The organism is uncultured Maribacter sp. (genome assembly GCF_947500985.1).
GTDB lineage: Bacteria > Bacteroidota > Bacteroidia > Flavobacteriales > Flavobacteriaceae > Maribacter.
Map to the genome: position 1 here is coordinate 420408 of NZ_CANMTX010000001.1, position 25640 is coordinate 446047.

Consider the following 25640-nt stretch of genomic DNA (forward strand, 5'->3'; position numbering starts at 1 on the left):
AATGATAGTTTTTAGTCTTGCCAATTATTAGCCCAATCTTTCCAAACCACATCTAAACCCTGACTTTTTAACATGGCGGTGATGTCCTCTGTTGGTCTTTCGTCTGATATTTCAAATTGCTCTAAAGATTCTGGTGCTACGGCATACCCACCAGGGTTGGTTTTAGACTCTGCGCTTATGGAGGTAATGCCCAAATTCACAATATTGTTCCTAAACAGCTCACTTTCACGCGTAGACATTGATAATTCTACATCTTCATCTAATAACCTGAAAGCACAGATGAGTTGTACCAAATCTGGGTCGGTCATTTCAACCTTTGGTTCTAATCCGCCTGAATGGGGTCGTAATCTAGGAAAGGAGATGGAGTACTTCGTTTTCCAATATGTCTTCTGTAAATACTTTAAATGCAATGCCGTAAAAAAGCTATCTGCACGCCAATCTTCTAACCCAAACAATGCGCCTAATCCTATTTTGTGAATTCCGGCTTTGCCCAATCGATCTGGAGTATCCAATCGAAAATCAAAATTCGATTTCTTGCCTTTTGGGTGGTGTTTTTTATATTCTTCCCTATGGTAGGTTTCTTGATATACCAAAACGGCATATAGTCCATTTTCAATTAACAGCTCATATTCATCTTGCAGCAAGGGTTGTACCTCTATAGTGATATTTGAAAATTTAGAACGAATTAACTGCAAGGCATTATTGAAGTAATCTACACCAACGGTTTTATTGGCTTCTCCTGTAACCAATAAAATATGGTCATAGCCTTTAGACTTTATATATGCTACTTCTTTTAAAATTTCAGCGTCGGTCAAGGTTCTACGTGGAATTTTATTGGTCATACTAAAACCGCAGTAGGTACAAATGTTCTGGCATTCGTTACTTAAATACATGGGCGAATACATTTGTATGGTATTCCCAAAGCGTTTCTTGGTCAATTTGCGACTTAACTGCGCCATTTGCTCCAAATAGGGTTTGGCTGCAGGCGATATCAATGCTTTAAAATCTTCTAAATCTCGTTTTGTGTTACTTAATGCGCGTAACACATCGTGCTCTGTTTTAGAAAAAATACTGGCTAAGGTATCATCCCAATTGTAAGTATCGAATAGGGTTTTGAAACTGCTCATACTTCTAATTCAAAAAACTGGTTAAGGGACTACTTGCTTCGGCTTTTTTATGCACTATAGGTGCCAGCTTCGCTTCAAAAGCCATTCTGCCCGCTGCTACCGCCATTTTAAATGCTTTACCCATCTCTACAGGGTTTTGAGAAACGGCAATGGCAGTATTCACCAAAACGGCATCTGCACCAAGCTCCATCGCAAAGGCTGCATGTGAAGGGGCACCAATACCTGCGTCTACAATTACGGGAACATTGCTTTGGTCGATGATGATCTCCAAAAACTCTTGTGTTTTTAATCCTTTGTTACTTCCTATGGGTGCGCCTAAAGGCATTACACACTGCACACCAACTTCCTCTAATCGTTTACATAGCACAGGATCGGCATGTATATAGGGCATAACTACAAAACCTAATTTAACAAGCTCTTCCGCAGCCTTTAAAGTTTCTATGGGATCGGGAAGCAGATATTTTGGATCGGGATGTATTTCTAATTTCACCCAATTGGTCTCTAAGGCTTCACGAGATAATTGAGCAGCAAAAACAGCTTCTTTTGCATTACGAACTCCCGATGTGTTGGGTAATAAATTAATGCGGGTATGGTCTAAATGGCTTAATATATCATCTTGAGCATCACCAACATCTACCCGTTTTAAAGCCACGGTCACCAATTCACTCTCCGATGCTAGTATGGCTTCTTTCATTACTTGCGACGAGCTAAATTTTCCCGTTCCCGTAAACAACCTTGAATTAAACTTCTTATCTGCTATCTGTAACATCTTATTTTCTTTTTTCTTCGGATATCCAACGTTGTTCTACTACTTCGCCACCATTGATGCGTTTCTTAAAATCTGGAATGCTATTAAAATTGCGCGTTATTTCACCGGAAACTGCAATACCATGAATACCCGTTTTCATTAGTTCTAAAACATCATCTATAACAATACCACCTATGGCAATTACAGGAATAGCTGTTTTGAGTTCTTCGAGTATGGTCAAATAACCGTTGATGCCCAAAACGGGACTCAAATTCTTTTTGGTCTCGGTAAACCTAAAAGGTCCCAGACCTATATAATCTACTTTTTTATGGATCAGTGTTTCACAATCTTCGAGCGTATTGGCGGTGCCACCAATGACTTGCCAAGAAGCCAGCTCTTTTCTTGCTTTAGTAGGGCAGGAGTCTAATTTACCTAAATGCACACCATCTGCTTTTACTGCAGCGGCAATTTTATAGTGATCGTTAATGATTAATAGTGCCTGAAACTTTGATGTTATTTCTCGTGCCTGTTGTGCGGTTTCAAGTACTACTTTTTCAGGCTGATTTTTTAAACGTAATTGCACCAATTCTACACCAGAAGAGCACGCTTTCTGAATATTTTCTAAGTGTTCTTGCGGTGTACTGCCTTGTGATATATAATGTAATGTTGGTATCATATAAATGTTTACTTCATGCTATTTCTACTCGCTGTTTTCTTCTGTTCAATCCATGCTGCTTCATAGTGCTTTTTTAAGGCTACAAAGCTTTCAACAGGGTTTTCCATATTCCACACTCCGCCTAAAACTCCAATTCCCTTAAAACCGAGCTTTAATGTTTGTTGCAATGTTTTATCGGTGATACCGCCCATGCCTACGATCAACTTTTCACTTTGGTTGACGTTGAATCCTTTGCCTTCGTAGCCTTGTTTAGAGATAGAAGAAAAAACGGGACTCAGTAAATGATAGTCAAATTCAAATTCACAATCTTCTAATACCTCTGGATCGTGAAAAGAAGAACTTATGGTCTTACCGTACATATCTAAACTTTTAAAATACTGTCCAGGATTGTTAATATGGTCTATTCTTTTTTGCTCTTGAAAATGAACCCCTTTTAAGTCATATTCATTGATCAATTCATGAAAAAGGTGTACTACAATTCTATTGTGATATTTGGTATCGATTGCATTTAAATAATCGCAATGTTCTTGATAGTCCTTCAAAGGTTTTCTTAAATGGTAATACGTCAAACCTTCTTGAAACAACTGATGTAGCAATTCAATTTCATTCGGGATATCTTTTTCTGGAGCTATTAATACGATCATTTTTGTGATTTAAGTATTGTAATGTAAATTCTTTTGCTTCATGTGGGTAATAGGGGAGAAGAAAGCCTGATTTTCAACCCCCTTGGGTAGCTCTAATGACCAATACTTCATCGCTCTCGTTCAGTGTTTTAGTATGCCACTCTGTTTTGGTAATAATGTTCTCATTTACCGCTACGGCTATTCCGCTGGCAGAAATATCCAAATCCTTAATGATTTCATCTAATGTAACGTTCGGCTTGAATAGGTGAGTGGTGTTGTTTACTTTAATGTGTATCATCTGTTTCACTAATTAATTGAAGCGTATTCGCTACTATATTTTTTGGTGTAAACAGAAAGAATAGAAAATGATAAAAGGAAAGTACAGGTTGTTGATCCTGATAACTTTTCCCTACGTTGATATTAATCAAATCAGGTTCTAAGGATATTTCTCAAACTATGAAATAGCTACTCCTAAAGTTTACATGGCTAATTTAAGAATTTGAAGGGGAATGTGATTCTTAAAATGGAATAGTTTATTTTTTTTTCGAACAGACCAAGGTTAAGTAATGTAATTCAGTAATACATCAAAAGAAAGTTGAAGGTTCAATTACTGATATGTTCATGAGAATTCATTCAATTCATCCCAATTAAATTACAATTCGGTAATTCTCAATTTAATGTAATCTTAATTCCATATAGGTTTGCATCATCAATCAAACGGACAGCATCGAAACATGGAACATGCCAAACCAAAGACCAGTAAGAAAAAACAAATTTTCAGAATCATATTATTTGCCAGTACCTTCATTTCTTTATGGTTTGTACCATGGATTTTAGTGAAAGCTTGGATTTTACCGTTACCGAATACGGTTCAAGAACAAGTAGATCAAACTTTAGGTTACGGATTTGACGGAGTCATTGTATATTTAGATGAAGCCGGTAAGCCTCCGGCGTTTTATGGCGCTGGTTATCATAACACTGAAAATAAAATTCCAGTTAATCCAAAAGCACTTTTCAAAATTGCCAGTATCAGTAAATTATACGATGCCGTAGCAATTACCAAATTAGTTTATGAGAACCGTTTATCGCTGGACAAAACTCTTGCCGATTACTTTCCTGAGCTTGTTGGACAAATTGAAAATGCAGAAAAGATCACCGTTAGAATGATGGTACAACATAGAAGCGGAATCCCTAATTTAACCGATACACCAAACTTCTGGAACGAGCCGCCAAAATCTAGTGAAGATGCTTTAGCTCTTATTTTGGGTAAGTCTGCTGATTTTGCACCCAATGCAGATTATGCCTATTCTAATACCAATTATCTATTGCTTTCCATGCTTGTAGAAAAGGTAACGGGCAAACCTAATTTTCAGTTTATAAAGGAAAACATACTAGTACCCTTAAAACTTCATAATACTTACGGCTCTATGGATGAAATAGACATGGCTGACTTAATGAGCGGCTATTATATTGGTGTTGAAAAGGATATTAAAACGACCGATTATCGCTCTATGATTGCTTCTGCCGAAGATGTGGGTATATTTCTAAGGGCTTTAAACGATGGCACTCTACTTACTGAAAAAGAGATGGAAATATATGCATCTATCTATGAATTTAATCATGGCGGATTAATACCCGGTTACCAAAGTATGGCTGAATATCATAAGGATATTGACGCCGTAGTTGTTCAATTTATGAACACGACCGATTTTGAAGGCTATCAATGGAATTTATTACAAATTACCCATAGCCGTGTGGTTAAAATATTACGTAAAGCCAAATAGCCATAATATATCATAACTAACTTAAAATTAAATATATACATACTAAAATCTGTAACAATTTTAGCATTTTATCGTCTTACAGTCAAATCATCAATCAATCAATCAATATGAAAGTTTTAGTTGTCGGCGCCAGTGGTGCCACAGGTAGCCAATTGGTAGCGCAACTTCTTTTGCAACAACACTGCGTAAAAGTAATTGTACGTTCTCCCCATAAGCTCCCTGAATCATGGAAGAACAATGAAAATCTTCAAATTATCACTGCGAGTATTTTAGCATTAAGCAATTATGAAATAGAAAATATAGTCAAAGATTGCGATGCAGTAGCATCGTGCTTAGGGCACAATTTAACCTGGAAGGGTATCTATGGTGACCCCAGAAAATTGGTTACCAATGCTACAAAACGTTTATGCAATGCCATAAAATCTAATGAATTAGAACGCACTACACAGTTTGTTCTGATGAATACAACCGGAAATCGAAATCGTGATTTGGACGAACGTATTTCTTTCGCCCAAAAATGTGTCATTGGTCTGCTTCGCCTATTACTTCCGCCACATGTAGATAATGAAAAGGCGGCAGATTATCTACGCACCCAAATTGGTCAGAACAACTGGGCCGTGGAATGGGTAGCTGTAAGACCAGACGGATTAATAAACGAAGACCAGGTTAGCGATTATGAAATTTTTCCTTCACCTACGCGTAGTGCCATATTTAATGCCGGTAAAGTGAGTCGCATAAATGTGGCGAATTTCATGGCCAACCTCATCACCAATGAAAATTTATGGAAAGAATGGATAGGGCAGATGCCGGTTATCTATAGTTCATAGCAAGGCAATTAGTTAAATATCATAGTAGTAAGATGAAAGGATTTATAAAACAGTTAGAAAAACAACATTCTGGCAAGAAGGTGCTGGTGCTTTTTTTACTCACCAATATCGTTTATGCGTATATGCTTTTAGTTACCATTCCGGCAACTGTGGATTTCTCGAACGGATTGCAATTATTGGATATGATGCCCACAGGATATGATTTAGAGGTTGTAAATACCCTTTTTCATACACTAGGAGATATTGGTCGCCAAACGTATCTCACCAAACAAATTCCTGTAGATATGATTTATCCATTACTCTTTGGTATTTCTTATGCAGCAGTACTGGCTTATTTCCTCACCAAACTACCTAAATTGAACCCTAATTACTTATATCTGTGTCTATTGCCCATAATTGCCGGTATAGCGGATTATATTGAAAACATCGGTATTATTTCCATGCTAAATACCTACCCAACTGTTACAGAGACTTCTGTAAACATCACCAGTATGTTTTCAATTATTAAAAGTAGCTCTACCACTATTTATTTTTTAGTTTTAATAGTCGTCTTGATGATACTTGGTTTTCGTAAGTTGAAACCTAGAAGCAAAAATTAGCAGCATTAGCAAAACCCCAATAACTATCAATGGGAGGGAGGCACTATTTATTACAACTCATATCTAACAAATAAAAAAGTATAAACAGTTACCCTAATTTGGTATTTCACACACCCCAGAATCAATACGCTATATCTGGGTCTTGCAAAAAGATTTATTCTCCACTTTTTGTAAGCAAATGCAGTAATGGTAGACTCATGCATGTATAACCTAACAACGCTATTTATGAAAACGATTTTCTCCTTTGTTTTAAGCTTAAGCTCCATTTGTATGTTCGCACAGAAAACTATAGACTTTCCTTCTAAAGACGGTCTACTGATAACAGCAGATTTCTATGAAGCCAAAGGAAGCGAAACCTTTATACTGCTTTTTCATCAAGCAGGATGGAGCCGTGGAGAATACAAAGAAATAGCGCCTAAACTTAACACTTTGGGCTATAGCTGCTTGGCAATTGACCAACGTTCTGGTGGAGCGGTAAATTCCGTTACCAACCAAACCAACCAAAGAGCGGCAGAAGCAGGGAAAGAGGTTAAATACCTAGACGCTTTTCAAGATATTGAGGCAACCGTAGCTTATGTAAAAAAGACATATACGCCAAAGAAAATAGTTATCTGGGGCAGCTCTTACTCTTCTTCTTTGGTACTTAAATATGCAGGTGACTACCCTGACAGCGTAGATGCCGCAATGGCTTTTTCTCCGGGAGAATATTTTGGCAAAGACGATTTCATAAAAAATAGTGCTGCACACATTAAAGTACCAACGTTTATTACTTCTGCGCAAAACGAACAAGATAATTGGGCAGCCATAAACGATGCTATACCTACCACAACAAAATTAACCTATGTACCGGCAACCAAAGGAAATCACGGTTCGCGCGCGTTGTGGGAAAAGTTTGAGGATAATGATGGCTATTGGAACGCCGTAAAAAACTTTTTAAAGCAGTTATAGTTTAATCCAAAAACACTAAAAAGTATAAAATAGTTACAGTAATTTTGTATTTCATACACCCCAAATAAATACAAAAGCTTGCTAGAAAAAAGACAACAATTACCCCAAGAACAATCAATTGACGAAGATCAGTTTATTTACTGTTTAGAAGGAGTTGATGATATTGAAAATGAAAAGGTTACTGAAGCACAAGAAAGCTTAGAACAACTAGCCATGAAATATGGCATTGCAAGTATCTACAAAACATGCGATACCATAGAAGGACTAGAAGAAAGCTTAAATACACTGGTCTTAGATGATCATAATTTTAAGGACTACGAGATCATCTATTTGGTGATGGCCGGTGAGGCAAATAGCATCTGTCTAAATAATTACTACTATAGTTTACAAGAGATTGCAGAAATCTTTGAAGGTCAATTAAAAGGAAAGATTTTACATTTCTCTAATGCCAAAATTTTAGATTTAGACGAAGAAGAATCACAGTATTTTTTAGATATCACTGGTGCAAAAGCCGTTTCTGGTTACGGTAATGCTTTTAATGGCATAAGCAGCGCAAACCTAGACAAAGCCTTCTTCAACTTATTTAAAGAAGATGATGATATGTTTGAGGTGGTAGAAGAATTACACCAAAGGCATTACAATGTCTGCAAGTTGCTTGATTTTAGATTGTATTATTAAATTTCTACTTAAAACAAATCACTTACTCTTCAATTTGATTTCAATTACTTGATCGCCGTTATAGACAATTTTCAAACCTGCTTGTTGATTCGACGAATTACCTATATGTCTAATAACAATAGCCATTTCTTCGCCTGTTGGCACCAAAATATGGTCACCTTTTGACTCAATTTTATACTGATTTATAGCATCACCTGTAAGTGCTATAGTACTGATAAAGCAGCCCGTATTTCCTCCCGTATTTTTAAGATGTATAGTCGTTTCGGTGCCAATTGGTATTTCAACTTCTGACGTACTGCCAATTTACATATTGTTAGGAATTAAAGTGAAATTTACGTTGATAAAGAGTATAAATAAAAGAAGCAATTACAAGTTGTTTTAAAATTAATAACTCTTAATTATTCACGATAAAAATTAAATCTATATTCCTATTTTTACCAAAATCAAATAAAAGAATTTAATAGTATGAGCAAAACAAAACTAACCATAAATAGTAATGGGTCTGTAAAAGTAGAAGGAGATTTTGAAATTGTAGATAGCCAAGGTAATTCATATAACTTACAAGGTAGAACAGCGTTAGGTATATGTCGTTGCGGACTTTCTAATAACAAACCTTTTTGCGATGGTTCACACAGAAATCATTTTGAACACGAAGCAACAGCTTTCGATTTACCACCAATGAAAAAGAAATAAAACATATGAATTATTGCTTTTTAATGGACTTCTCTCATAAAAAAGCAATAATAACTTTTTGTTCTATAATCTCCTGCGTTATGTAACTTGAGCTTTGGTTACAGCATAAAATTAAAAATTTAGTTTTTTTTTATAGTAATACTGCGCGGTCAATGTTGTCAATGCCTTTATTACTTTTTTTCTTTCTAAAATCTCCATAAAATTGATATAGAATACGCTTTACCTAAGCGAAGATATCAGCGAAGTGCGTATGTCTATTGCATAGGATTTAACAACTATATAAACATCCCTATTACACCCTTATAGATTTACTTTTTTTAAGCTTATTTCAAAAGTTTTGTAACACCACTGTTTTTTCATTGTCCAAGTTATAGATACAATAATAATATGTTCAATTTATTTAAAAAAACAAAAATAATGGGAAAGTTAGAAGGTAAAGTAGCAGTAATAACAGGTGGTGCAAGTGGTATTGGTTTAGCTACTGCGCAAGAGTTTATTAATAACGGTGCTAAAGTTGTGATCTTTAGTAGAGGTCAAGAAGCTTTAGACGCTGCAGTAAAACAATTAGGATCTAATAGTCATGCTGTAAAAGGAGATGTTACAAACCATGCCGATTTAGAGCGTTTGTTTTCAGAAACTAAATCTAAATTTGGTGGCGTTGATACATTATTCATTAATGTAGGTAAAGGAAAATTGTCTCCTGTAGGAGATACAGATGAAGCATTTTTTGATGATATGATGGATGTAAACTTTAAAGGAAACTTCTTTACATTACAAAAAGGAATTAAATATTTAAATAACAAAGCTTCTGTAGTTATTACTACATCATATTTAAATGAAGTTGGTTTTGGTGGAAGTAGCTTATTAAGTGCTAGTAAAGCAGCTCTACGTTCTTTAGTTCGTGTTTCTTCTGCTGAACTTGCAGATAGAGGAATACGTGTAAATGCAGTAAGTCCTGGTCCAATCGGTACACCTTTCTGGGGTAAAATTGGTTTACCTGATGACGTCCTTGCTGGTGCAGCTGAAGCGATTACAGCACAAACAGCTTTAAAGCGTTTTGGAAATCCTGATGAAGTAGCAAAGGCTGTATTATTTTTAGCTTCTGACGATTCATCATACATTGCCGGTGAAGAAATTGCTGTGCAAGGCGGAATTAACTCTATATAATTATAATTAAAAGCCTCATTTATTGTTCTATATATGAGGCTTTTAAAATTTATATTATGACAAATTTTTTTCCAGATAGCTATACGGATAGTAGTGACACTGAGTTGGTACAGTTATCAATAGATGGTGACAAGAAAGCACTTCAAACACTCATTGTTCGTCATCAACTTTTTGTTTACAATCTAGCCTTAAAAATGCTGGGTAATGTAGCTGATGCTGAAGATGTTACTCAAGAAGTTTTTATAAAAGTGATTACCGCTTTAGCCAAATTTAAAGGCGAAAGTAAATTTAGAACTTGGTTATATCGTATTACGGTGAACCATTTTTTAAATGATAAAAAGAAAAAGGCGCAGTTACGCGTCGTGAACTTTGAAAGCTATTTTAATGAAATTGACAATGTTCCGAGTTTTGAATTAAATGACCAAGAAGAAAAAGAGTTTAGAGATACTATAGAAGAAATTAGAATAAATTGTACTACTGGTATGTTGCTTTGCTTGTCTAAAGAACAACGCATGATTTATATTTTAGGCGAAATGTTTGATATAGATCATAATCTTGGTGGAGAAATTTTAGGAATTACACCTGGTAATTTTAGAATTAAGTTAATGCGTTCTCGTAAAGAGCTGTATAACTGGATGAATAAAAAATGTGGATTGGTAAATACAAACAACCCATGTAGATGTTCTAAAAAAACAAGAGGTTACATAACAGAAGGTAAAGTAGATCCGGTTAACCTAAAATTTAACACAAGATATACTTCAGAAATTAGCGAGCTTTCAATGAATAAAGCCACTCAGTTTACGAATACGGTAGACGAATTGAATAAAAAAGTATTTCAAAGTCACCCTGCACAAACTCCTATACAAGCATCAAAAATAGTTGATGAAATACTGAATAACGATCTCATAAAATCAATTTTAGATTTATAGAATAGGCATAACTATCGTTATTTAATATTCTCTTTTTTTAGAAATTTCAGAATTAGTTCTGCAACGTCACTTGTTTTTTCTTCGACGGCAAAATGACCTGCATCCAATAAGTGCAATTCAGCATTTGGTAAATCTCTTAAATATGCTTTTGCTCCATTAGCATTGAATTTTAAATCTTTAGCGCCCCAAACAATAAGTGTTTTAGGTTGCGTTTCTTTCAACATTTTTTGCCAAGTAGGATAAGACAATAAATTGGTATAATAATCTTGAAATAATTGTACTTGTATATATCTATCTGACGGCTTTTGTAAAAAAGACAAATCATGTGTCCACGCATCGGGACTTTGAATTTTATAGTTTACCGAATCAATATCAAATAAATATTGTTTGTTAATAGTTACCTCTCTACTGGTTATGGAGTACAAAAAGTCAACCTCTGTTTGAGACGTATCCTGTTGTGCATTTCTAAAAAAATCTTGTCGCTTTGGTGTTAATCCATCTAAATAGGCATTAGCGTTTTGAACAATTAAAGCGCTTATTCTTTTAGGATTTTTCATCATCATACGATACCCAACAGGAGCCCCAAAATCTTGCATATACATAATGTAATTATCAATATTTAGTTGCTCTAATAAAGCATCTGTATAATCGGCAAGTAGGTCAAAGGTATACGATGTAGTATTGGGGTTTGGGTGGTCACTATAACCAGAACCCAGATTATCGGGTGCAATAATATGATAATGATTAGCCAACATCGGAATCAAATTTCTATAACTATGCGAAGAAGATGGATAACCGTGTAATAAAACGATGGTAGGTTTGCTAGGGTCACCAGCTTCCCTATAAAACAATTTCACATCGTTAACCTCTATATAATTATAGGTAGTAGGAGGGGGGAGGAAAAACGATTCAGCTACAACAGTATTCACTTTAGGGGTATTACACCCTATTATCATTAAAAATAGGGCGCTAAATACAAGAATGATATTTTTCATTTGCTAAGTAATTATCGAAACTCATGAAGAGCTACGTTTTTAAAGCTATTTTATAAGATTGTTAATCGGCACTAAGAATATTTAACGGAGGAAAATCTAAAAACGCTGCATGATGCTTTATTGTTAATAATCCAATTTTTGGTTTCAAATGTCTAATTACTTTACAGTATTTGACATGAAACTTCTGATTTTTTCAATGATTTTATCTCCATCTTCTTCTAGTGCAAAATGACCTGTGTCGTAAATATTATAATCAATATTCTTAACATCTTTCTTGAATGCAGCTGCACCGCTTTCAGGAAAAAAAGCATCATTTTTACCCCAAACAACTAACAAGGGAGGTTGATTGTCTCTTAAATATTTTTGCCATTTAGGATATAATTTAATGTTATTCTGATAGTCATAAAACAAGTCTAAATTAACAGCATGAGCATTTGGTCTAGATAATCTCAAATAATCTAAATGCCAAGTATCAGGATTTATATTTTCTACATTTCTAACTCCGTGTGTATATTGCCATTTTAAACCTTCTAAAGAAAAAACAGGTAATAGCGCCTCTTCTGTTTGCTTATTTCTGTCTTTCCATAGTGCTCTAACGTCAGCCCAAGCTTCTCCCAAACCTTCTTCGTAAGCATTTCCATTTTGATTTATAATGGCGGTAACCCTTTCAGGGTGTGCTGTTGCAATTCTAAAACCAACGGGAGCTCCAAAATCTTGAATCATTAACGCATACGATGAAACTTCTTTTTTTTCTAGAAACGCATCTATGGTTACTGAGAGGTTATCAAAAGTATATTCATAGTCTTTTGAATCAGGAAAATCACTATTACCAAAGCCAGGATAATCGGGAGCTATTAAATGGTACGTATCAGATAATTGATTTAAAACTTTTCTGTATTGGTGAGAAGAAGATGGGAAGCCGTGTAACAAAACAATAGTTGGGTTTTCTGGATTACCGGCTTCTCTATAAGCAATATGTACACCATTAACTTCTAAGGTTTTAAATTTTGTCATTAGTGTTTTTTGTCTCAAAATTGAATTATCTATAGTACTTTGAGCCTTTATTTCTTTACATGCTAATATTAGAAAGACTACTAATAGCATTAGGAGATTTGTTTTTTTCATTGAGGTAGTTTTACAAGATTATAATTTTCTTTCTGTTTCGTTTATTTTAAGGTCATTGATACTGGCATATCTTTTTTGCATCAATCCATTTTTGTCAAATTCCCAGTTTTCGTTACCGTAGGCTCTAAACCATTGCCCTTTTGTATCTCTATATTCATACTCAAACCTCACGGCAATGCGGTTACCTTGGTACGCCCAAAGCTCTTTTCTGAGTACATAATTTAATTCGTTTTCCCATTTATGTGTTAGAAAAGCTTGTATGTTGTCTCTTCCATTAATAAACTGATTTCGATTACGCCATTCAGAATCAATGGTATACGCTTGAGCTATTTTTACAGGATCTTTACTGTTCCAAGCATCTTCCGCTAATTGAATTTTCTGTTTTGCCGTTTCATAATTGAAAGGGGGTAGGGGATATTTCTTTTCCATAAACCATAGTTAATTACCGAACATTCGGTAATATAATATTATAAATTTTTTTATTGTTTTAAATAAGAGTCTTCGATTTCCTTTAATGTAGTTTCAAAAATTGATAAATCGTTTAAACCTTTGGTTACAATAAGACTTCCTTGTATTTTAATTAGTGTATTCATGGCTTGTTTAAGAGCATCAGCATCTGATAAGCCAAATGAAATACCAACATTTTTAAATACGGTAATCCATTTATTCATTCCATTTTTAATATGAACATCAAATAATTCTAAACTTTGACCTAAGGATAATGCTCTGAAAATACAGCTTTCTTTTCCTCCGTCGTAAGAAGTTCGGATTTGATCCAGTCCGTTAATTAATCGCTCTATAGGCGTTTTATTTTCATTCATTAATGCTTTCACAATATGTTCTTCTACCCATTCGTCTATATCTTTTAGAACTGCGGTAGCCATTTCTTCTTTTCCCTTTGGAAAGCGATGGTAAAGACTTGCTTTTTTTAAGCCCGTACTTTCCGCTAAGTCTGCAAGACTAGCACCATCGTAACCTTTAGAACGAAAAGTTTTTACTAGGCTCATCATGATATCTTTATCCTGTACTTTTTGTGGTCTCATGCTGCAAAGGTAATATAAATTATTAATTACCGAACGATTGGTAAATTATGAGATAAAAATTTTTTATAGGAATCAATCATTAAGTGCTCGTTATTCTACATGCAACAAATATAAATCCAACTACTAGGTTTCTATGTTAGCTTTGTGGATTTGAAATTTTTTAAATTTATTTTTCTTAGCGCGAATATTTAATCTACGTAATTAAACACGTTGATGACCTGCTGTAAAATTTTGATTAATTCTGAGCGGTTCAGTGATATTTTACATGGTATCATTATAATTAATTGGATTAAACTTTGTTACAAGCTTCCCGCAAATTAGCTTTTACATAATTACTCTGTTATAATCCTCTTACAGGGCTTATAAAGTAACTATATAAAATAGCGCGAAAATACGCTATTCGTTAATCTGCAATCTGCTATAAATGTTCTATAATGTTCCGCGTTATGTAACTTTGCTTTGGTAAAAGCGAAGTTATTTTTTCTAATCTTCTTTTATTTTTTTCTTCTAAAAACTTTCTTCTCAAAAGGTAATGGAACACTTATTATACGAGCCGACCGTAGGAGGGGAGTATAATGTGTTTGGAATGGTATTAAACTTCAAATATTATTGAACCACGAAATACCCTAATGAGTTACTTTTAAATTTTTTCTATGCACTGGTAGTACAGCCAGCACCGCAAAATCAGAAACGTGTTTAGATGTAATGTGTAATACATCCAAATATTCTAACTCTTAGTCGTATTTAAAACTCAAGTTTTGTGTAAGCCAAGCTGATTAAATAGTTTTACATAAATTACCTTATTCCGGGAGAAATTTACAGCTTTAAAACCAAGAAAAGATGCCAAAAAACTACCCTAAATTTAAAAAATCACTTTTAATTTCAACACTTTTCTTACTTACTATTGCAGCATCACCATTATTCTATCAACCCGGACTTACGAGTGTAGCTCCTGTAACCCCCTATTTGAATTATGCATTTCCAAGTCAGTTATCTTCAAATTTGGAATGGACAACCCATGATGTTACTGGAATAAGAGGAATAATATCTGCACGTAGAGTACCGAACACTAATAACATAGCTTTCGTTAGAACCAACGGGAATATTAATTTTTATGATTTTGATGCCAATACACTTTCCGATAAGGTATGGAACATTGCACCTGATGGCGGGTTTACTTCCTCCAGTAGTCGTATTGGACTTAAAGGTTTAGCCTTTCATCCTGAATTTGGAAATCCTAATTCTCCTAATCGAAATTTTGTATACATCAGTTCTGTTACCAATGAGCATACCCGGAAAGTAAGCAGGTATTCGGTAAATGAAGCAACTGATCTTCTGGAAAGAGATTCTGAGCTTAAAATGATTGAACTTTTGGGACCGGGAATTTCTTACCATTCTGTAGGTGAACTTGGTTTTGGCGGTGATGGTTTTCTTTATATACCATTTGGTGACGGTAGTGGAGGAGGTAGTGACGATGTTGTTCCAATGATTGAAAATTACGTACAGAATCTAGAAGGTAATCTGGTTGGTGGAGTTATGCGTATAGACGTAAACCAAGACCCGGAAAAAAGTCATCAACCAGTAAAAAAATTACCTCAAACCTTTGAAGGCGAAATATCAGGAAATGGTTATTACATACCCAATGACAACCCTTGGGTTTCACCAGAAGGGGTAAATATGGAAGAGTACTTTACCATTGGTCAAAGAAATCCATGGAAATTGGCAGTAGACCCATTAACAGGAGAAGTTTGGATAAGTGAGGTCGGTCCATGGAGTGGGGAAGAAGTAAACCTTTTACAAAATGGTCATAATTACGGTTGGCCCTACAGAGTAGGTTCAACCGGCGAAGTAGTATGGGATCGTAGAGAACCTACAGAACCTATGCCTAATCCATTTATTGGCATCCTAACAGAACCGATATTTAGCCCAGAAAGAAATCAAGCTTCAAATTCATATTTAGGATCTGTTTATCGAGGAACCAAATGGCCTGAGTATTATGGCAAAGTTATGTTTGCTGATATTTCTAAGAAAAATGCGTGGATGGTTGGTTACAACAAAGAAACAGGCGAAACTGCTGTAGACAATTTACCAAATGTACCGGCTGCTTACACCCTTTTTGAAAGTCCGTTAGGCGATATCATGGGTATTACTACAGCAGGCAACATTTTTGTATTGGAACGTAGTGATTTAAATATTGAAGAATTTCCGCAATTACTTTCTCAAGTTGGTGCTTTTAGTTCACTTACGCCATTGACCGCTAACGAAACGCTAATTCCCTATACAGTTAATACCCCATTATGGTCAGACCGTGCAGCTAAAGAACGTTGGATTGTTTTACCAAACGATGGCGAATTCGATAGCGTTGAAGAACAAATCTCTTTTGAATCAGAAAATCCTTGGCAATTTCCTGAGGGTACCGTGTTTATAAAACATTTTAAACTTGCGTTAGATGAAAATAACCCATCCGAAACTAGACCTTTAGAAACGAGATTTATGATTATCGGAGAAGCAGGTAGCACTTATGGTGTAACCTATAAGTGGCTACCAGATGGTAGTGATGCTGAACTTTTATTTAATGGTGACCAAGAAGACTTTCAAATTTCTGCTATCAATGGCACAAATTATGTGCAAACCTGGCATTATCCAAGCTCTAGCGAATGTGTCAATTGTCATAATGCTAACGCAGGGCAAAGTTTAGGTATCAATACGCAACAGTTGAATGGAAATTATACCTACCCGAACACGGGCATTACGGATAATCAATTAAACACATTAAAGCATTTGAACATTTTTAGTACAGCTTTGAGTGATTCGGAAGACTATATAAAAAATGTACCCTTAAATGATCCATTGGCATCAGATGAGTTAAAGGTACGTTCCTATTTGGATGCCAATTGCGCTTACTGTCATATGCCAGGTGGCGTAGATGCTGGGTTCGATGCAAGAATTACGACACCGCTGGAAGCGCAGGGCCTTATTGATCAAATGGTCGCTAGTGCAGGTTCGCATAGCGAAAAAATTATTGTTCCAGGAGATTACCTTAAATCAGAACTATACCTCAGAGATAATAGTGTAGGGCCCGATGCGATGCCGCCTTTGGCAAAAACGATGGTAGATGAGGAATATATCAAGGTACTAATGTCGTGGGTTTATGGCTTGGCCGAAGAACCGGTTATCGGGGAAATCGGTACCGTCAACATTAATCATGAATATAGTACCGTGGTGCTTAATAATGAGTATACGAACCCAGTTATAATTGCAGGAGGAGCTTCTTACAATGGGGCACATCAACTAGCAGTTAGGGTAAACGATGTAACACGAACGAGTTTTGATATTCGGTTAGATGAATGGTCTTGTTTAGATGAGTGGCACATTACGGAAACAGTACCTTATTTAGTAGTAGAAGCAGGCAGTTACCGTCTAAAAAATGGTAAAATGCTACAAGCTGGCAACATAGAATCCGATGCTGGTTATGAGGTTTTTACAGAAATAAATTTCCCATATACCTTTGATGAAAAACCAGTTTCCTTTGCGCAAGTGGTAACAGAAAGAGAAAACGAAACTGTTGCCATGCGTATGAATGCAAATACATTAAGCACTTCAACGATGCAAGTACTTGTAGACGAAAAAGATAAGGACAGGTCAGGCCATATATCAGAACGCATCAGTTGGGTGGCGATTGAACCAGGTGCTTTTTCAGAGCAACAAAAGTTTGAGGTATCAACAACGCTTCCGCAATTCAATGAGGTATGGAGAACTTTAGATTTCGCACAAGATTATTCGAACAACGAACCTATTTTCATTTCAAATATCGAATCATATTATGGACCCGATGCTGCTGCTGCCCGTTATAAAAATCTAAGTGTTGCTAGCGTTCAAATTTTAGTCGAAGAAGAAAAATGTGGTGATACAGAGCTTAGCCATACGAATGCAGAAGCAATTAATTACATGGTATTCGAAGAAGCTGGTAATCTTTTTGGTGAAGAAATGGACTACCAGCCCTTAATAGCAAATAGTTTAAACATTCTTTCCGAAAGTATACCCTCAAACGGGGTAACATTATTTCCAAACCCTGTAATAAGTGGCCTACCAGTTATTCTTCAATTTTCTGCAGAACAAGAAGGTGCTGCAGAAATAAGAGTGGTACGTATTGATGGTCAATTAGTCCGACATGTATCCATTCTAATGGAGAAAGGAGAAAACAACTACGAAATTGATACGAATAGTTTATCTAGTGGTATATATGTTGTTGGGTTTTACAGTTTCAACCAAGCTGCACAATATAAGACGTTGTTAGTTCAATAGAATACATACTTTGTATACAATTTTAAACATGACGATAGGTTAGCAAGGGCTAATAAATTATCTCACGAGATTTTTAAATTGATTAAGTATCAATTTAAAAGCTACGAGTTGATGCGGCTGCGATAATTTTTAGCTGTTGCGGCAAGCTGCTGAGAATGCTGTGAAAAATTTACTCGCAGACAGTTTCTCATAAATCGCAAATTTCAAAAGAATCTAAAAGTTTTGCTTTTTTTGGCGTTGGCAAGCGGCTGGAAATTGTATTTAAATTTAAAATGCGTTTTTCAGCATTTTAGAATTTAAAAAGCAATCGAGCGTTTGCTAGCGGCAATTTGACATAATGACAAATTATAGTTACAGCTAAAAGGTTTGTTGCCTGGGTTCTGAGAATTTGAAATTTTCTAAAAAGTTTTTTCTGTGTGCGAATATTGAAGCCACGTAAATTTAAAAGGCTGATGACCCTGTTGGTAATTCTCCTAAAAGCTACAAATACGAGGGATATTTTACATAATAGAATTATAGCTTACAGCTAAGGTGTTGAATCAAAACTACTTATATATCAATCTGTTCTATAATGTCTTGCGTTATGAAACTTTGCTTTGGTAAAAGCGAAGTTATTTACTCCAATCTTCTTTTATTTTTTTCTTTCTAAAAACTTCTTGAAAATGTAATGGAATACTCTTTGCCCAAGCGACGATAGGAGCGAAGTGGGAATGTGTATGGAATGGGATTATAAATCTAAAAGTTCATTAATTTGTACATCTGCTGTTTTATTATTAGCATCGGAAGGTAAGCTATTTTCTTTTTTTTCTATTAAAAAAGTATTTTCATCATCTACATTTCCTAACACTAAATTTGCAAGAGAATATTTATATGAAGAAACTTTAGAAGGTGACTTTTCTCCTCCAAAATTCAACACTATTTGTATTTCATTATTTCGCTGAATCAATTGTTCTGAAGGAATTATTAAGTCAAACTCGGACATACTAGGCCTACCATTGCTCAATATTTTTAAACCTGGACTATGATAATCTCCAGCATATTGATTATTATTTACAACAATGACACCTGGAGATGCTACAATTCTAATGAAGACATTTAAGTCATTATTAAACGGGGATGTATTAAAAACAACCTTTCTAAATCTTAAAGAAATATTATGTCCATCTGTTTCTATATTCTTCAATCTTAAGTGTCCTTTAACGATTGGGAAATCAACACTTTTCATCATTGCACTTATTAGATAATGTGGAGCAACTTTAGTTTGCCCGTCCAAACGGATGTAATATTTGTCTTTAAATTGGTGTGGTTTGAAATCACTTTTTTCTACTTCAATCACAAATATTGAATCATTGTTAGCATCATTAAGTTGTTGAACTCTTATACCTATAGCAAGTGGGATAATTAATCCAGTAACTTTGTTAATAAATCTATCTCTATCTAAAGCTGTTGTAAATGGTGTTAAAGCTCCTTCAGCTGTGGTATTTCCTTGAGCATTTCTTTCTTCGACTGGTGCTCCCCAAATAATAATTCCACCTTCAGAATTTAACAACCCACAAATAGCTTTAAATACTGAATTCTCTTTTTCTGCTGGATTACCTTGAGCAGGATATGATTTGAATTCTAGATTTAATGTTTCTTCCTTTTCCGTGTTAAAGAATTGAATTAAATCATTATAATCTAAATCATATAAATCTTTTCCAAACTGTATCTGTGAGTATTTCATAATTCTATTTAAAAGTATTTTTTTAAAGACTAAAGTATATTACTTATCTCTGTAGTTACCATAAAGTATGATATCAGAAATAATATATCTCAATTTATCTTTTAAATCATAATCTATATGTAATTCTTCTGCTTTATTGCACATTCCTAAAAGTTTTTTAAAGTTACTAACCTCATTATCTATTTTTCGTTTGAAGATATCAGAAAGCTTAGTAATTGACTTAAAACTACTTCTAGGAGACTGAATTTTAGCAAGAATTTTCATTCTTAACTCATCTGGAGTTTTAATAGTCTTAACATCTTTTAACTCATCAATAAAACTATCTGTTGTATTAAATATCGTATCCAAAGTTTGTAATGAAACAAAAACATTTTCTGGCTTTGTATTATGATTTATTACCAATGAACTATTTTCAATTATTGAATCTTTTTTAGGTATTAAATAGAAACCAGTTGAATCTTTTTGCATAACATTGATAACATTTACAAAATTCAAAGAACCTGTACCTAAATCATTTGTAGTGATTTTAACCGCTGTTGATACCTGACCAAAATTACCTGCGTCTTTAGTATGTTTTTCTGATACAATTATCTCTAGTTTGGATTCACTAATCGCTGCACTTTTTATTTCATACTCAACTCCTGGATTAGCTTTCATATTTTTATGTAAACTTAACATGCTTACTACAAAAGTAAAATCAATTCCATATTCATAATAACGCGTTGAAGTTATGCCCCGGAGATATGTAATATTTTCATTATCAACTAAGCGATAACTTCTTTCTTTGTTATATCCATCACTCTTTAAAGCCTTTTCTTTAAAGTATTGAACATTATAGTTGGCAAGTGAAGCTTGCCCAGTTTTGAATAGACTGTTCGCATATTTTGTCATCGAATACTCATCTAAAAAGGTGTTTTTAGAATCATATAACGAAACGGCTTTTAAATTTTCTTTAACTTCGTCAATATCAACATACTCCTCAAAATCGAAAATAATATTAGTATCGCTACTACCTGAAATTGCTTCCTCATATACATTAATATCTTTCGTCTCTGCTATTATTTTATATCGGTGATACTTTGTTGTAAAATAGTTGATTCTACTATAAATTGAATCAATAAAATCGATAGCGATGTACTCGTTTTTTATACTATCAATATCAAATGTTTTATAAATATCTTCTTTATAAGGGTGATTCTCAATAAGAGAACATAGCTTATCAATTTTAATTTTACCTGAGCTATTATCTGCATCTAGGTGTAATTGTTTTTGGGTAAATTTCACTTCCATATTTTTTCTTTTAAAAGCAGTTTAAAGTCTTGCTAAGGACATTTAAATAATTATGATTTTAATAATGTTGACAATGCAAATAAGGCAAAAGCAACAGTCACTACTGTTCCTATTATTTTTGCCTGTTCGCCTTTAGCTGTAAAACACAAATCTTGCTCACAAATACTAATCTCATCTTTTGAAAGTTTGTTTAAATACATAATTTCATAAATTTAAAATTCTAGAAATTCCCTCACATAAAGCCCGAGGAACTATAGGCTTACTTTTCTTTTCTAACTCCTTTAAACTTACCGCCTGTAGTTTTTACATCCATAAATTTTCCAGTTTCTGCATCTCGTTTTACAAACAGATTTGTTTTCGTGTTTAATACTTGCGAGCGTCCTTTTACAGCTCCTTTTCTTGCGTTGTCACCAACAGGGTCATTTTTTGCCATTTGTTAATATTTGTAAGATTAATATTGAATGAATATGAGTTTATACTCATGCATTTTTGTAAATTACCATCTGATTAAGTTGAAATTTATTTCATGAGTAAAACACTATATTATTGTGTTACAATCATATATGCTCATAGTTTATATTTTTTTGCCATCTGAATGGATTTTTTATTATTATAATGAGCATACCCTATTGAAATATGGCTGTAGCTAGCAAAAAAGAAATATTGGAGCATCTTGACTCCATTGATTTGAACGACCTTTTAGATAGAATGGAACATTATGTTCATGGCCGTTTTTATAATAAATCAGAAAGAATAAGAGAAGGAGTAGATTATCTAGATTTTTGCTATGAAGTTTTGACTAAAGCTTGTAGTGGAGTTAGAAATTGGGATAAAGAAAAAGCTACTTTTGAAGAGTTCGCCTTTGGTTGTCTTAAAAGCGATTTGTATAATTTTTTTAGAAAATTAGCAAAAAAGAATAAAGGAACGAACAATGAAATAGAACAAGAAGTATATTTGATTGAAATAAATGAGTTTACAGATTTAAGTGAAATTGAAGCGAAAGAAGAACCTCCTGATATTGATTTTAATGAAATTTCAAAAGATGCATTGATATCAATAAAGGAACAAGGAGCTGATGACTTAGAAATTAAAGTATTTGAATGTTGGCTAGCTGGATATTTTAAACCTCAAGAGATTGCAGAATTATGTGATGGTGAAACATTTGAAATAAATAATGCAATTAAGAGGCTTTCTAGAAAAACAATCGAACTAAAGAAAAAATGGGCAAGCTTAAAGAAATAATAGATACTGGTATTACGGAAAACCACCTTTATGGTAATATCAATGATATTCGTAAAAGCTTGTCTGATTATGGAGTTAATTTGGACGAAAATTTAGAACGTCAAAATAAATTAATTAAACAGTTAAAGTTTAAATTACGTTCATCTATAAATGAAGAAAAATTTGATGCTTTACTAATTAGAGCGACAGAATCTTTTCAAGAAGCTATAGTCAAAGGATTAGAAAAGCCAGTAGCTTATTTAAATAAACTTATAAAAGAAAATAGAATTGCAGTTCAATATAATAACTTAGAAAAACTTAGTACAGAAGAAATAAAGGAAATAATCAAAGACCAAAATTTGATTGAAATTATTGAACTACTTGAAAACGAACAGTAAAGGGAAAATTAAGGCCATAGAAGTACTCGAAGAAATTGGATTTGATGAAGTGACAGAGATTTCAAATTCAGAGTTAGTAAGTGGTTTCGGCGTTATTTTTATATCTGAACCTCTTGATAATGCTGATGGAAAGATAATTAGAGGTAAAACAAAAACAATTATTAAAGTAAATTCTTTGATTTCTTACCCAAAGAGAATTCGCTTTGTTATAGCACACGAATTAGGGCATCATTTTTTACACGATAAATTAGAAATTCATACTGATAATTCTAAAACTCTAAACTGGTTTAATGTAGAAAACCAAGCGAAAAGAGGGCTACAAGAGTATGAAGCTAATGATTTTGCTTCAGAACTGTTGATGCCAGAAGCCGTTTTCCGTAAGTTTATTGAATACAAGCCTTTTAGCCCGTCTTTAGTAAAGGAAATATCAACTAGATTTCAAACTAGTTTAACTTCTGTAGTTTATAAATTAATATCACTAGATGCTTATCCTTTATTAGTTGTTTTTATTTCTGATGGAGTGGTTAGGTATTGGAGAAAATCTTCAGATTTAAAAGGTTGGTTAAAAGATATTACTAAACTTCCTCCACCAGAAGATTCAGTTGCAAAAGAATATATTGATGCTGAATATGATTTTGTATATAAAGGAAATGAAAAAGCACAAGAGATAGACCGTTCAACTTGGTTTAAATTATATGAAAATCAGGAGGATTCAGAATTTATGGAATATTGCATTCCAACTAAAAGCTACAAAACCATAATTAGTATAATATGGGAAGCTTAATATTAAATTTTGTTATGTCTCAGCTTTTTAATTTTAATTTAGAAATAAATGAAAAGTTAGATGGGAGGGAAGGGGTTGATTTTTTAATTGGAGATAATGAATTGTACTTACAATCAATAGATTTAGATACAGTACAACGTAGTATAAAAATAGCAAAACAAGATTTGTTAGGATTAAAAGATAACTTGTTTATCGCTTTAATTGTAGTATTAGATAAAGAGCCAAGGGTTATCTATTTAATACCTTCAAAGGATTTGCTGCAATCTGATAGTAATATTTTTACAGATAATGAAATCAGTTTAATGCCAAGTTTATCGAATTGGGAGATTAAAGTTTCTACATATGTAATTCCAGAATTAGCAGAATACTCTCTAGAAAAAATGATTCATAAACTGAAAGTTTAAGCATACTGGTATGAATGTAAAAAAGGAAATTTTAGAAGCACATAGGATTTTAGAAACAATTAGGGATAAAGTAATATCTAATGTAGATGAGAGGTTTTCTGCAACTTTTAAAATAAAGAATTTACCTAATCATGATGGATTTGATGTAGATGCTAACACTCACAAAGACTCTAGATATATATTTACTCAATTAGACAAAATAGAATGCGATTGTCTTTATTGGTTTTCTTTAGAAACCAAGGAGCAAGCAAAAGAGTTAAATAGCCTTTTAAATAAATACAGAAAGAAAAATAAAAAAGGAAGTAAAGGTTTTAGATGTGTTCCAGCTACAAGTAAAAATGAAGATAGTGAGGTTTTATATGTTGGAATACGTCGTGGTGGCATTACTATAAAAAGCAGATTAACAAATATTACTGGCAGGGTTAATCAACATCTTGGGTATTATCATAAAGGAAGTACACAAGGGTTACAACTAATACATTTTGCCAAAGAGTGTGATTTTGATATTACAATTAATGTTGTTAAGATTGAGAGTTCTTGTAGTATGTATTTAAATATTATAGAAAAACTCGTTGCAAAGAAATTAAAGCCTCTTTGTGGAAGACACTAGAGTTTAGTATTATGTAAAATAGAATAGTTCATTTCTACCCAGATGGGGCGGTGGCAAAACGGCCTCAGAGAACTTTGGTAAAACAATAGGCGAAATGAGCGGCCATATTCTAGATTCATAGTAATAATGCCTGTTGACAGCCACAATACCGTATAAAGCTCTAAGTTATCTTAAGAGTTGGAATACTTTCTAGAATATAGCGATTGAGCCGTACATTGTTTCCAAAGTTATCTGAAGCCTTGATTTTTTTGTTTCGCCAACGCATCATCTCGCTCAAAGTATACTTTGCCGTATCAAGAAAAAAAAATAAAACATTACGATTACTGGTTACAATGTTGAAAGTCTATTTTACATAATATTAGGAACACCTAAAGAAAAGCTTCAATCATAGACAAGAGGTAGCAAGTGCTCAAAAATTTTATTTTCGAAATTTTGAGCTGTTGCGGCAAGCTGCCGAGAATGTTGTGAAAAATTTATTGGCTTAGAGTTTCTCATAAATCGCAAATTTCAAAAGAATCTAAAAGTTTTGCTTTTTTGGCGTTGGTAAGCGCTGGCAAATTGTGTTTAAATTTAAAATGCGTTTTTCAGCATTTTAGAATTTAAAAAGCAATCGAGCATTTGGCTAGCGGCAATTTGACATAATGACAAATTATAGATACAGCTACAAGGGTTATCGCTAGGTTCTGAGAATTTGAAATTTTCTAAAAAGATTTTTCTAAGTACGAATATTGAAGATACGTAAATTAAACAGGCTGATGACCCTGTTAGTAATTCTAATAAAAACTATAAACGTGAGGGATATTTTACATAATGTAATTATAGCTTACAGCTATGTGATTGTTTCATATCTAGATATACCAATCTGTACTATAATTTATATTATGTAAAACAGGATTCAATGTATACTATGTCCATATCTTATATTCCTACATTAAACTTACTA

27 protein-coding genes and 1 riboswitch are annotated in these 25640 nt (G+C 33.8%); of the genes, 14 read left to right on the forward strand and 13 right to left on the reverse strand.

Going from position 1 to position 25640, the window contains the following annotated elements; all coding sequences use genetic code 11:
- Positions 1-11: 11 nt before the first annotated feature.
- The 5 genes from thiH to thiS form a co-directional block, all read right to left on the reverse strand.
- Complete coding sequence (thiH, locus tag Q0871_RS01880; protein ID WP_299317265.1) at positions 12-1127, reverse strand: 2-iminoacetate synthase ThiH; 1116 nt, start codon at positions 1125-1127, stop codon at positions 12-14.
- Between the two features lie 4 nt (positions 1128-1131).
- The gene (locus tag Q0871_RS01885) at positions 1132-1896 is read right to left on the reverse strand and encodes a thiazole synthase (RefSeq protein WP_299317266.1); all 765 of its coding nucleotides are present in this window, start codon (positions 1894-1896) and stop codon (positions 1132-1134) included.
- A gap of 1 nt (position 1897) precedes the next feature.
- Positions 1898-2551 carry a thiamine phosphate synthase gene (thiE, locus tag Q0871_RS01890; protein WP_299317267.1) on the reverse strand — a complete coding sequence of 218 codons (654 nt, stop codon included), beginning with the start codon at positions 2549-2551 and terminating at the stop codon, positions 1898-1900.
- An 8-nt stretch (positions 2552-2559) separates the two neighbouring features.
- Positions 2560-3195, reverse strand: a complete 636-nt coding sequence (locus tag Q0871_RS01895; protein WP_299317268.1) for a thiamine phosphate synthase — start codon at positions 3193-3195, stop codon at positions 2560-2562.
- A 73-nt stretch (positions 3196-3268) separates the two neighbouring features.
- Positions 3269-3472, reverse strand: coding sequence for a sulfur carrier protein ThiS (gene thiS, locus Q0871_RS01900; RefSeq protein WP_299317269.1), 204 nt, complete (start codon positions 3470-3472; stop codon positions 3269-3271).
- A 91-nt stretch (positions 3473-3563) separates the two neighbouring features.
- Positions 3564-3657, reverse strand: a riboswitch (TPP riboswitch).
- A 251-nt stretch (positions 3658-3908) separates the two neighbouring features.
- On the opposite strand from thiS, the gene Q0871_RS01905 reads away from it, so the two are divergent.
- From Q0871_RS01905 to Q0871_RS01940, 8 genes are all read left to right on the forward strand, one after another.
- Positions 3909-4958 (forward strand): serine hydrolase, encoded by a 1050-nt coding sequence (locus Q0871_RS01905; RefSeq protein ID WP_299317270.1) that lies wholly within the window; start codon positions 3909-3911, stop codon positions 4956-4958.
- 107 nt (positions 4959-5065) lie between these two features.
- Complete coding sequence (locus tag Q0871_RS01910) at positions 5066-5785, forward strand: NAD(P)-dependent oxidoreductase (RefSeq protein WP_299317271.1); 720 nt, start codon at positions 5066-5068, stop codon at positions 5783-5785.
- Between the two features lie 32 nt (positions 5786-5817).
- Entirely contained in the window at positions 5818-6384 is a 567-nt protein-coding gene (locus tag Q0871_RS01915) for a hypothetical protein (protein WP_299317272.1), read from the forward strand.
- A 225-nt stretch (positions 6385-6609) separates the two neighbouring features.
- Complete coding sequence (locus tag Q0871_RS01920; protein ID WP_299317273.1) at positions 6610-7332, forward strand: alpha/beta fold hydrolase; 723 nt, start codon at positions 6610-6612, stop codon at positions 7330-7332.
- Between the two features lie 78 nt (positions 7333-7410).
- Positions 7411-8010, forward strand: coding sequence for a DUF6642 family protein (locus tag Q0871_RS01925; RefSeq protein WP_299317274.1), 600 nt, complete (start codon positions 7411-7413; stop codon positions 8008-8010).
- 465 nt (positions 8011-8475) lie between these two features.
- Positions 8476-8703: a CDGSH iron-sulfur domain-containing protein gene (locus tag Q0871_RS01930; protein ID WP_027067135.1), complete on the forward strand. Its 228-nt coding sequence runs from the start codon at positions 8476-8478 to the stop codon at positions 8701-8703.
- Positions 8704-9120: 417 nt separating this feature from the next.
- Positions 9121-9870: an SDR family oxidoreductase gene (locus tag Q0871_RS01935; protein ID WP_299317275.1), complete on the forward strand. Its 750-nt coding sequence runs from the start codon at positions 9121-9123 to the stop codon at positions 9868-9870.
- A 56-nt stretch (positions 9871-9926) separates the two neighbouring features.
- A complete protein-coding gene (locus tag Q0871_RS01940) occupies positions 9927-10799 on the forward strand; it encodes an RNA polymerase sigma factor (protein ID WP_299317276.1) in 873 nt (290 codons plus the stop codon).
- A 17-nt stretch (positions 10800-10816) separates the two neighbouring features.
- On the opposite strand, the gene Q0871_RS01945 is transcribed toward Q0871_RS01940, so the two are convergent.
- The 4 genes from Q0871_RS01945 to Q0871_RS01960 form a co-directional block, all read right to left on the reverse strand.
- The gene (locus tag Q0871_RS01945; RefSeq protein ID WP_299317277.1) at positions 10817-11794 is read right to left on the reverse strand and encodes an alpha/beta hydrolase; all 978 of its coding nucleotides are present in this window, start codon (positions 11792-11794) and stop codon (positions 10817-10819) included.
- Between the two features lie 156 nt (positions 11795-11950).
- Positions 11951-12919: an alpha/beta hydrolase gene (locus tag Q0871_RS01950; RefSeq protein WP_299317278.1), complete on the reverse strand. Its 969-nt coding sequence runs from the start codon at positions 12917-12919 to the stop codon at positions 11951-11953.
- An 18-nt stretch (positions 12920-12937) separates the two neighbouring features.
- A complete protein-coding gene (locus Q0871_RS01955; protein WP_299317279.1) occupies positions 12938-13348 on the reverse strand; it encodes a nuclear transport factor 2 family protein in 411 nt (136 codons plus the stop codon).
- Positions 13349-13398: 50 nt separating this feature from the next.
- Positions 13399-13962, reverse strand: a complete 564-nt coding sequence (locus Q0871_RS01960; RefSeq protein WP_299317280.1) for a TetR/AcrR family transcriptional regulator — start codon at positions 13960-13962, stop codon at positions 13399-13401.
- An 840-nt stretch (positions 13963-14802) separates the two neighbouring features.
- Between Q0871_RS01960 and Q0871_RS01965 the strand changes: the two genes are divergently transcribed.
- Positions 14803-18267: a PQQ-dependent sugar dehydrogenase gene (locus Q0871_RS01965; protein WP_299317281.1), complete on the forward strand. Its 3465-nt coding sequence runs from the start codon at positions 14803-14805 to the stop codon at positions 18265-18267.
- 727 nt (positions 18268-18994) lie between these two features.
- On the opposite strand, the gene Q0871_RS01970 is transcribed toward Q0871_RS01965, so the two are convergent.
- Genes Q0871_RS01970 through Q0871_RS01985 form a run of 4 tightly spaced genes read right to left on the reverse strand, consistent with a single transcriptional unit; the run spans position 18995 to position 21713 of the window.
- Positions 18995-19990, reverse strand: a complete 996-nt coding sequence (locus tag Q0871_RS01970) for a helix-turn-helix domain-containing protein (RefSeq protein WP_299317282.1) — start codon at positions 19988-19990, stop codon at positions 18995-18997.
- A 39-nt stretch (positions 19991-20029) separates the two neighbouring features.
- Positions 20030-21280, reverse strand: a complete 1251-nt coding sequence (locus Q0871_RS01975) for a hypothetical protein (protein ID WP_299317283.1) — start codon at positions 21278-21280, stop codon at positions 20030-20032.
- Between the two features lie 50 nt (positions 21281-21330).
- On the reverse strand, positions 21331-21480 hold the full coding sequence (locus Q0871_RS01980; RefSeq protein WP_299317284.1) for a hypothetical protein: 150 nt from the start codon (positions 21478-21480) through the stop codon (positions 21331-21333).
- A 59-nt stretch (positions 21481-21539) separates the two neighbouring features.
- Positions 21540-21713 (reverse strand): hypothetical protein, encoded by a 174-nt coding sequence (locus tag Q0871_RS01985; protein WP_299317285.1) that lies wholly within the window; start codon positions 21711-21713, stop codon positions 21540-21542.
- A gap of 203 nt (positions 21714-21916) precedes the next feature.
- On the opposite strand from Q0871_RS01985, the gene Q0871_RS01990 reads away from it, so the two are divergent.
- Genes Q0871_RS01990 through Q0871_RS02010 form a run of 5 tightly spaced genes read left to right on the forward strand, consistent with a single transcriptional unit; the run spans position 21917 to position 24697 of the window.
- A complete protein-coding gene (locus tag Q0871_RS01990; protein ID WP_299317286.1) occupies positions 21917-22522 on the forward strand; it encodes a hypothetical protein in 606 nt (201 codons plus the stop codon).
- On the forward strand, positions 22501-22899 hold the full coding sequence (locus Q0871_RS01995) for a hypothetical protein (RefSeq protein ID WP_299317287.1): 399 nt from the start codon (positions 22501-22503) through the stop codon (positions 22897-22899). Before Q0871_RS01990 ends, Q0871_RS01995 begins: the two co-directional genes overlap by 22 nt.
- The gene (locus tag Q0871_RS02000; protein WP_299317288.1) at positions 22883-23683 is read left to right on the forward strand and encodes an ImmA/IrrE family metallo-endopeptidase; all 801 of its coding nucleotides are present in this window, start codon (positions 22883-22885) and stop codon (positions 23681-23683) included. The genes Q0871_RS01995 and Q0871_RS02000 overlap by 17 nt, the downstream gene beginning before the upstream one ends.
- A complete protein-coding gene (locus Q0871_RS02005) occupies positions 23671-24087 on the forward strand; it encodes a hypothetical protein (protein WP_299317289.1) in 417 nt (138 codons plus the stop codon). The genes Q0871_RS02000 and Q0871_RS02005 overlap by 13 nt, the downstream gene beginning before the upstream one ends.
- 10 nt (positions 24088-24097) lie before the next feature.
- Positions 24098-24697 (forward strand): hypothetical protein, encoded by a 600-nt coding sequence (locus Q0871_RS02010; RefSeq protein ID WP_299317290.1) that lies wholly within the window; start codon positions 24098-24100, stop codon positions 24695-24697.
- Positions 24698-25640: the final 943 nt, after the last annotated feature.

Excerpts from the sequence above, each read along its gene's own strand:
- thiH (WP_299317265.1), bottom strand. The coding sequence starts at position 1,127 with ATGAGCAGTTTCAAAACCCTATTCGATACTTACAATTGGGATGATACC.
- Q0871_RS01885 (WP_299317266.1), bottom strand. The coding sequence starts at position 1,896 with ATGTTACAGATAGCAGATAAGAAGTTTAATTCAAGGTTGTTTACGGGA.
- thiE (WP_299317267.1), bottom strand. The coding sequence starts at position 2,551 with ATGATACCAACATTACATTATATATCACAAGGCAGTACACCGCAAGAA.
- Q0871_RS01895 (WP_299317268.1), bottom strand. The coding sequence starts at position 3,195 with ATGATCGTATTAATAGCTCCAGAAAAAGATATCCCGAATGAAATTGAA.
- thiS (WP_299317269.1), bottom strand. The coding sequence starts at position 3,472 with ATGATACACATTAAAGTAAACAACACCACTCACCTATTCAAGCCGAAC.
- Q0871_RS01905 (WP_299317270.1), top strand. The coding sequence starts at position 3,909 with ATGGAACATGCCAAACCAAAGACCAGTAAGAAAAAACAAATTTTCAGA.
- Q0871_RS01910 (WP_299317271.1), top strand. The coding sequence starts at position 5,066 with ATGAAAGTTTTAGTTGTCGGCGCCAGTGGTGCCACAGGTAGCCAATTG.
- Q0871_RS01915 (WP_299317272.1), top strand. The coding sequence starts at position 5,818 with ATGAAAGGATTTATAAAACAGTTAGAAAAACAACATTCTGGCAAGAAG.
- Q0871_RS01920 (WP_299317273.1), top strand. The coding sequence starts at position 6,610 with ATGAAAACGATTTTCTCCTTTGTTTTAAGCTTAAGCTCCATTTGTATG.
- Q0871_RS01930 (WP_027067135.1), top strand. The coding sequence starts at position 8,476 with ATGAGCAAAACAAAACTAACCATAAATAGTAATGGGTCTGTAAAAGTA.
- Q0871_RS01935 (WP_299317275.1), top strand. The coding sequence starts at position 9,121 with ATGGGAAAGTTAGAAGGTAAAGTAGCAGTAATAACAGGTGGTGCAAGT.
- Q0871_RS01940 (WP_299317276.1), top strand. The coding sequence starts at position 9,927 with ATGACAAATTTTTTTCCAGATAGCTATACGGATAGTAGTGACACTGAG.
- Q0871_RS01945 (WP_299317277.1), bottom strand. The coding sequence starts at position 11,794 with ATGAAAAATATCATTCTTGTATTTAGCGCCCTATTTTTAATGATAATA.
- Q0871_RS01950 (WP_299317278.1), bottom strand. The coding sequence starts at position 12,919 with ATGAAAAAAACAAATCTCCTAATGCTATTAGTAGTCTTTCTAATATTA.
- Q0871_RS01955 (WP_299317279.1), bottom strand. The coding sequence starts at position 13,348 with ATGGAAAAGAAATATCCCCTACCCCCTTTCAATTATGAAACGGCAAAA.
- Q0871_RS01960 (WP_299317280.1), bottom strand. The coding sequence starts at position 13,962 with ATGAGACCACAAAAAGTACAGGATAAAGATATCATGATGAGCCTAGTA.
- Q0871_RS01965 (WP_299317281.1), top strand. The coding sequence starts at position 14,803 with ATGCCAAAAAACTACCCTAAATTTAAAAAATCACTTTTAATTTCAACA.
- Q0871_RS01970 (WP_299317282.1), bottom strand. The coding sequence starts at position 19,990 with ATGAAATACTCACAGATACAGTTTGGAAAAGATTTATATGATTTAGAT.
- Q0871_RS01975 (WP_299317283.1), bottom strand. The coding sequence starts at position 21,280 with ATGGAAGTGAAATTTACCCAAAAACAATTACACCTAGATGCAGATAAT.
- Q0871_RS01980 (WP_299317284.1), bottom strand. The coding sequence starts at position 21,480 with ATGTATTTAAACAAACTTTCAAAAGATGAGATTAGTATTTGTGAGCAA.
- Q0871_RS01985 (WP_299317285.1), bottom strand. The coding sequence starts at position 21,713 with ATGGCAAAAAATGACCCTGTTGGTGACAACGCAAGAAAAGGAGCTGTA.
- Q0871_RS01990 (WP_299317286.1), top strand. The coding sequence starts at position 21,917 with ATGGCTGTAGCTAGCAAAAAAGAAATATTGGAGCATCTTGACTCCATT.
- Q0871_RS01995 (WP_299317287.1), top strand. The coding sequence starts at position 22,501 with ATGGGCAAGCTTAAAGAAATAATAGATACTGGTATTACGGAAAACCAC.
- Q0871_RS02005 (WP_299317289.1), top strand. The coding sequence starts at position 23,671 with ATGGGAAGCTTAATATTAAATTTTGTTATGTCTCAGCTTTTTAATTTT.
- Q0871_RS02010 (WP_299317290.1), top strand. The coding sequence starts at position 24,098 with ATGAATGTAAAAAAGGAAATTTTAGAAGCACATAGGATTTTAGAAACA.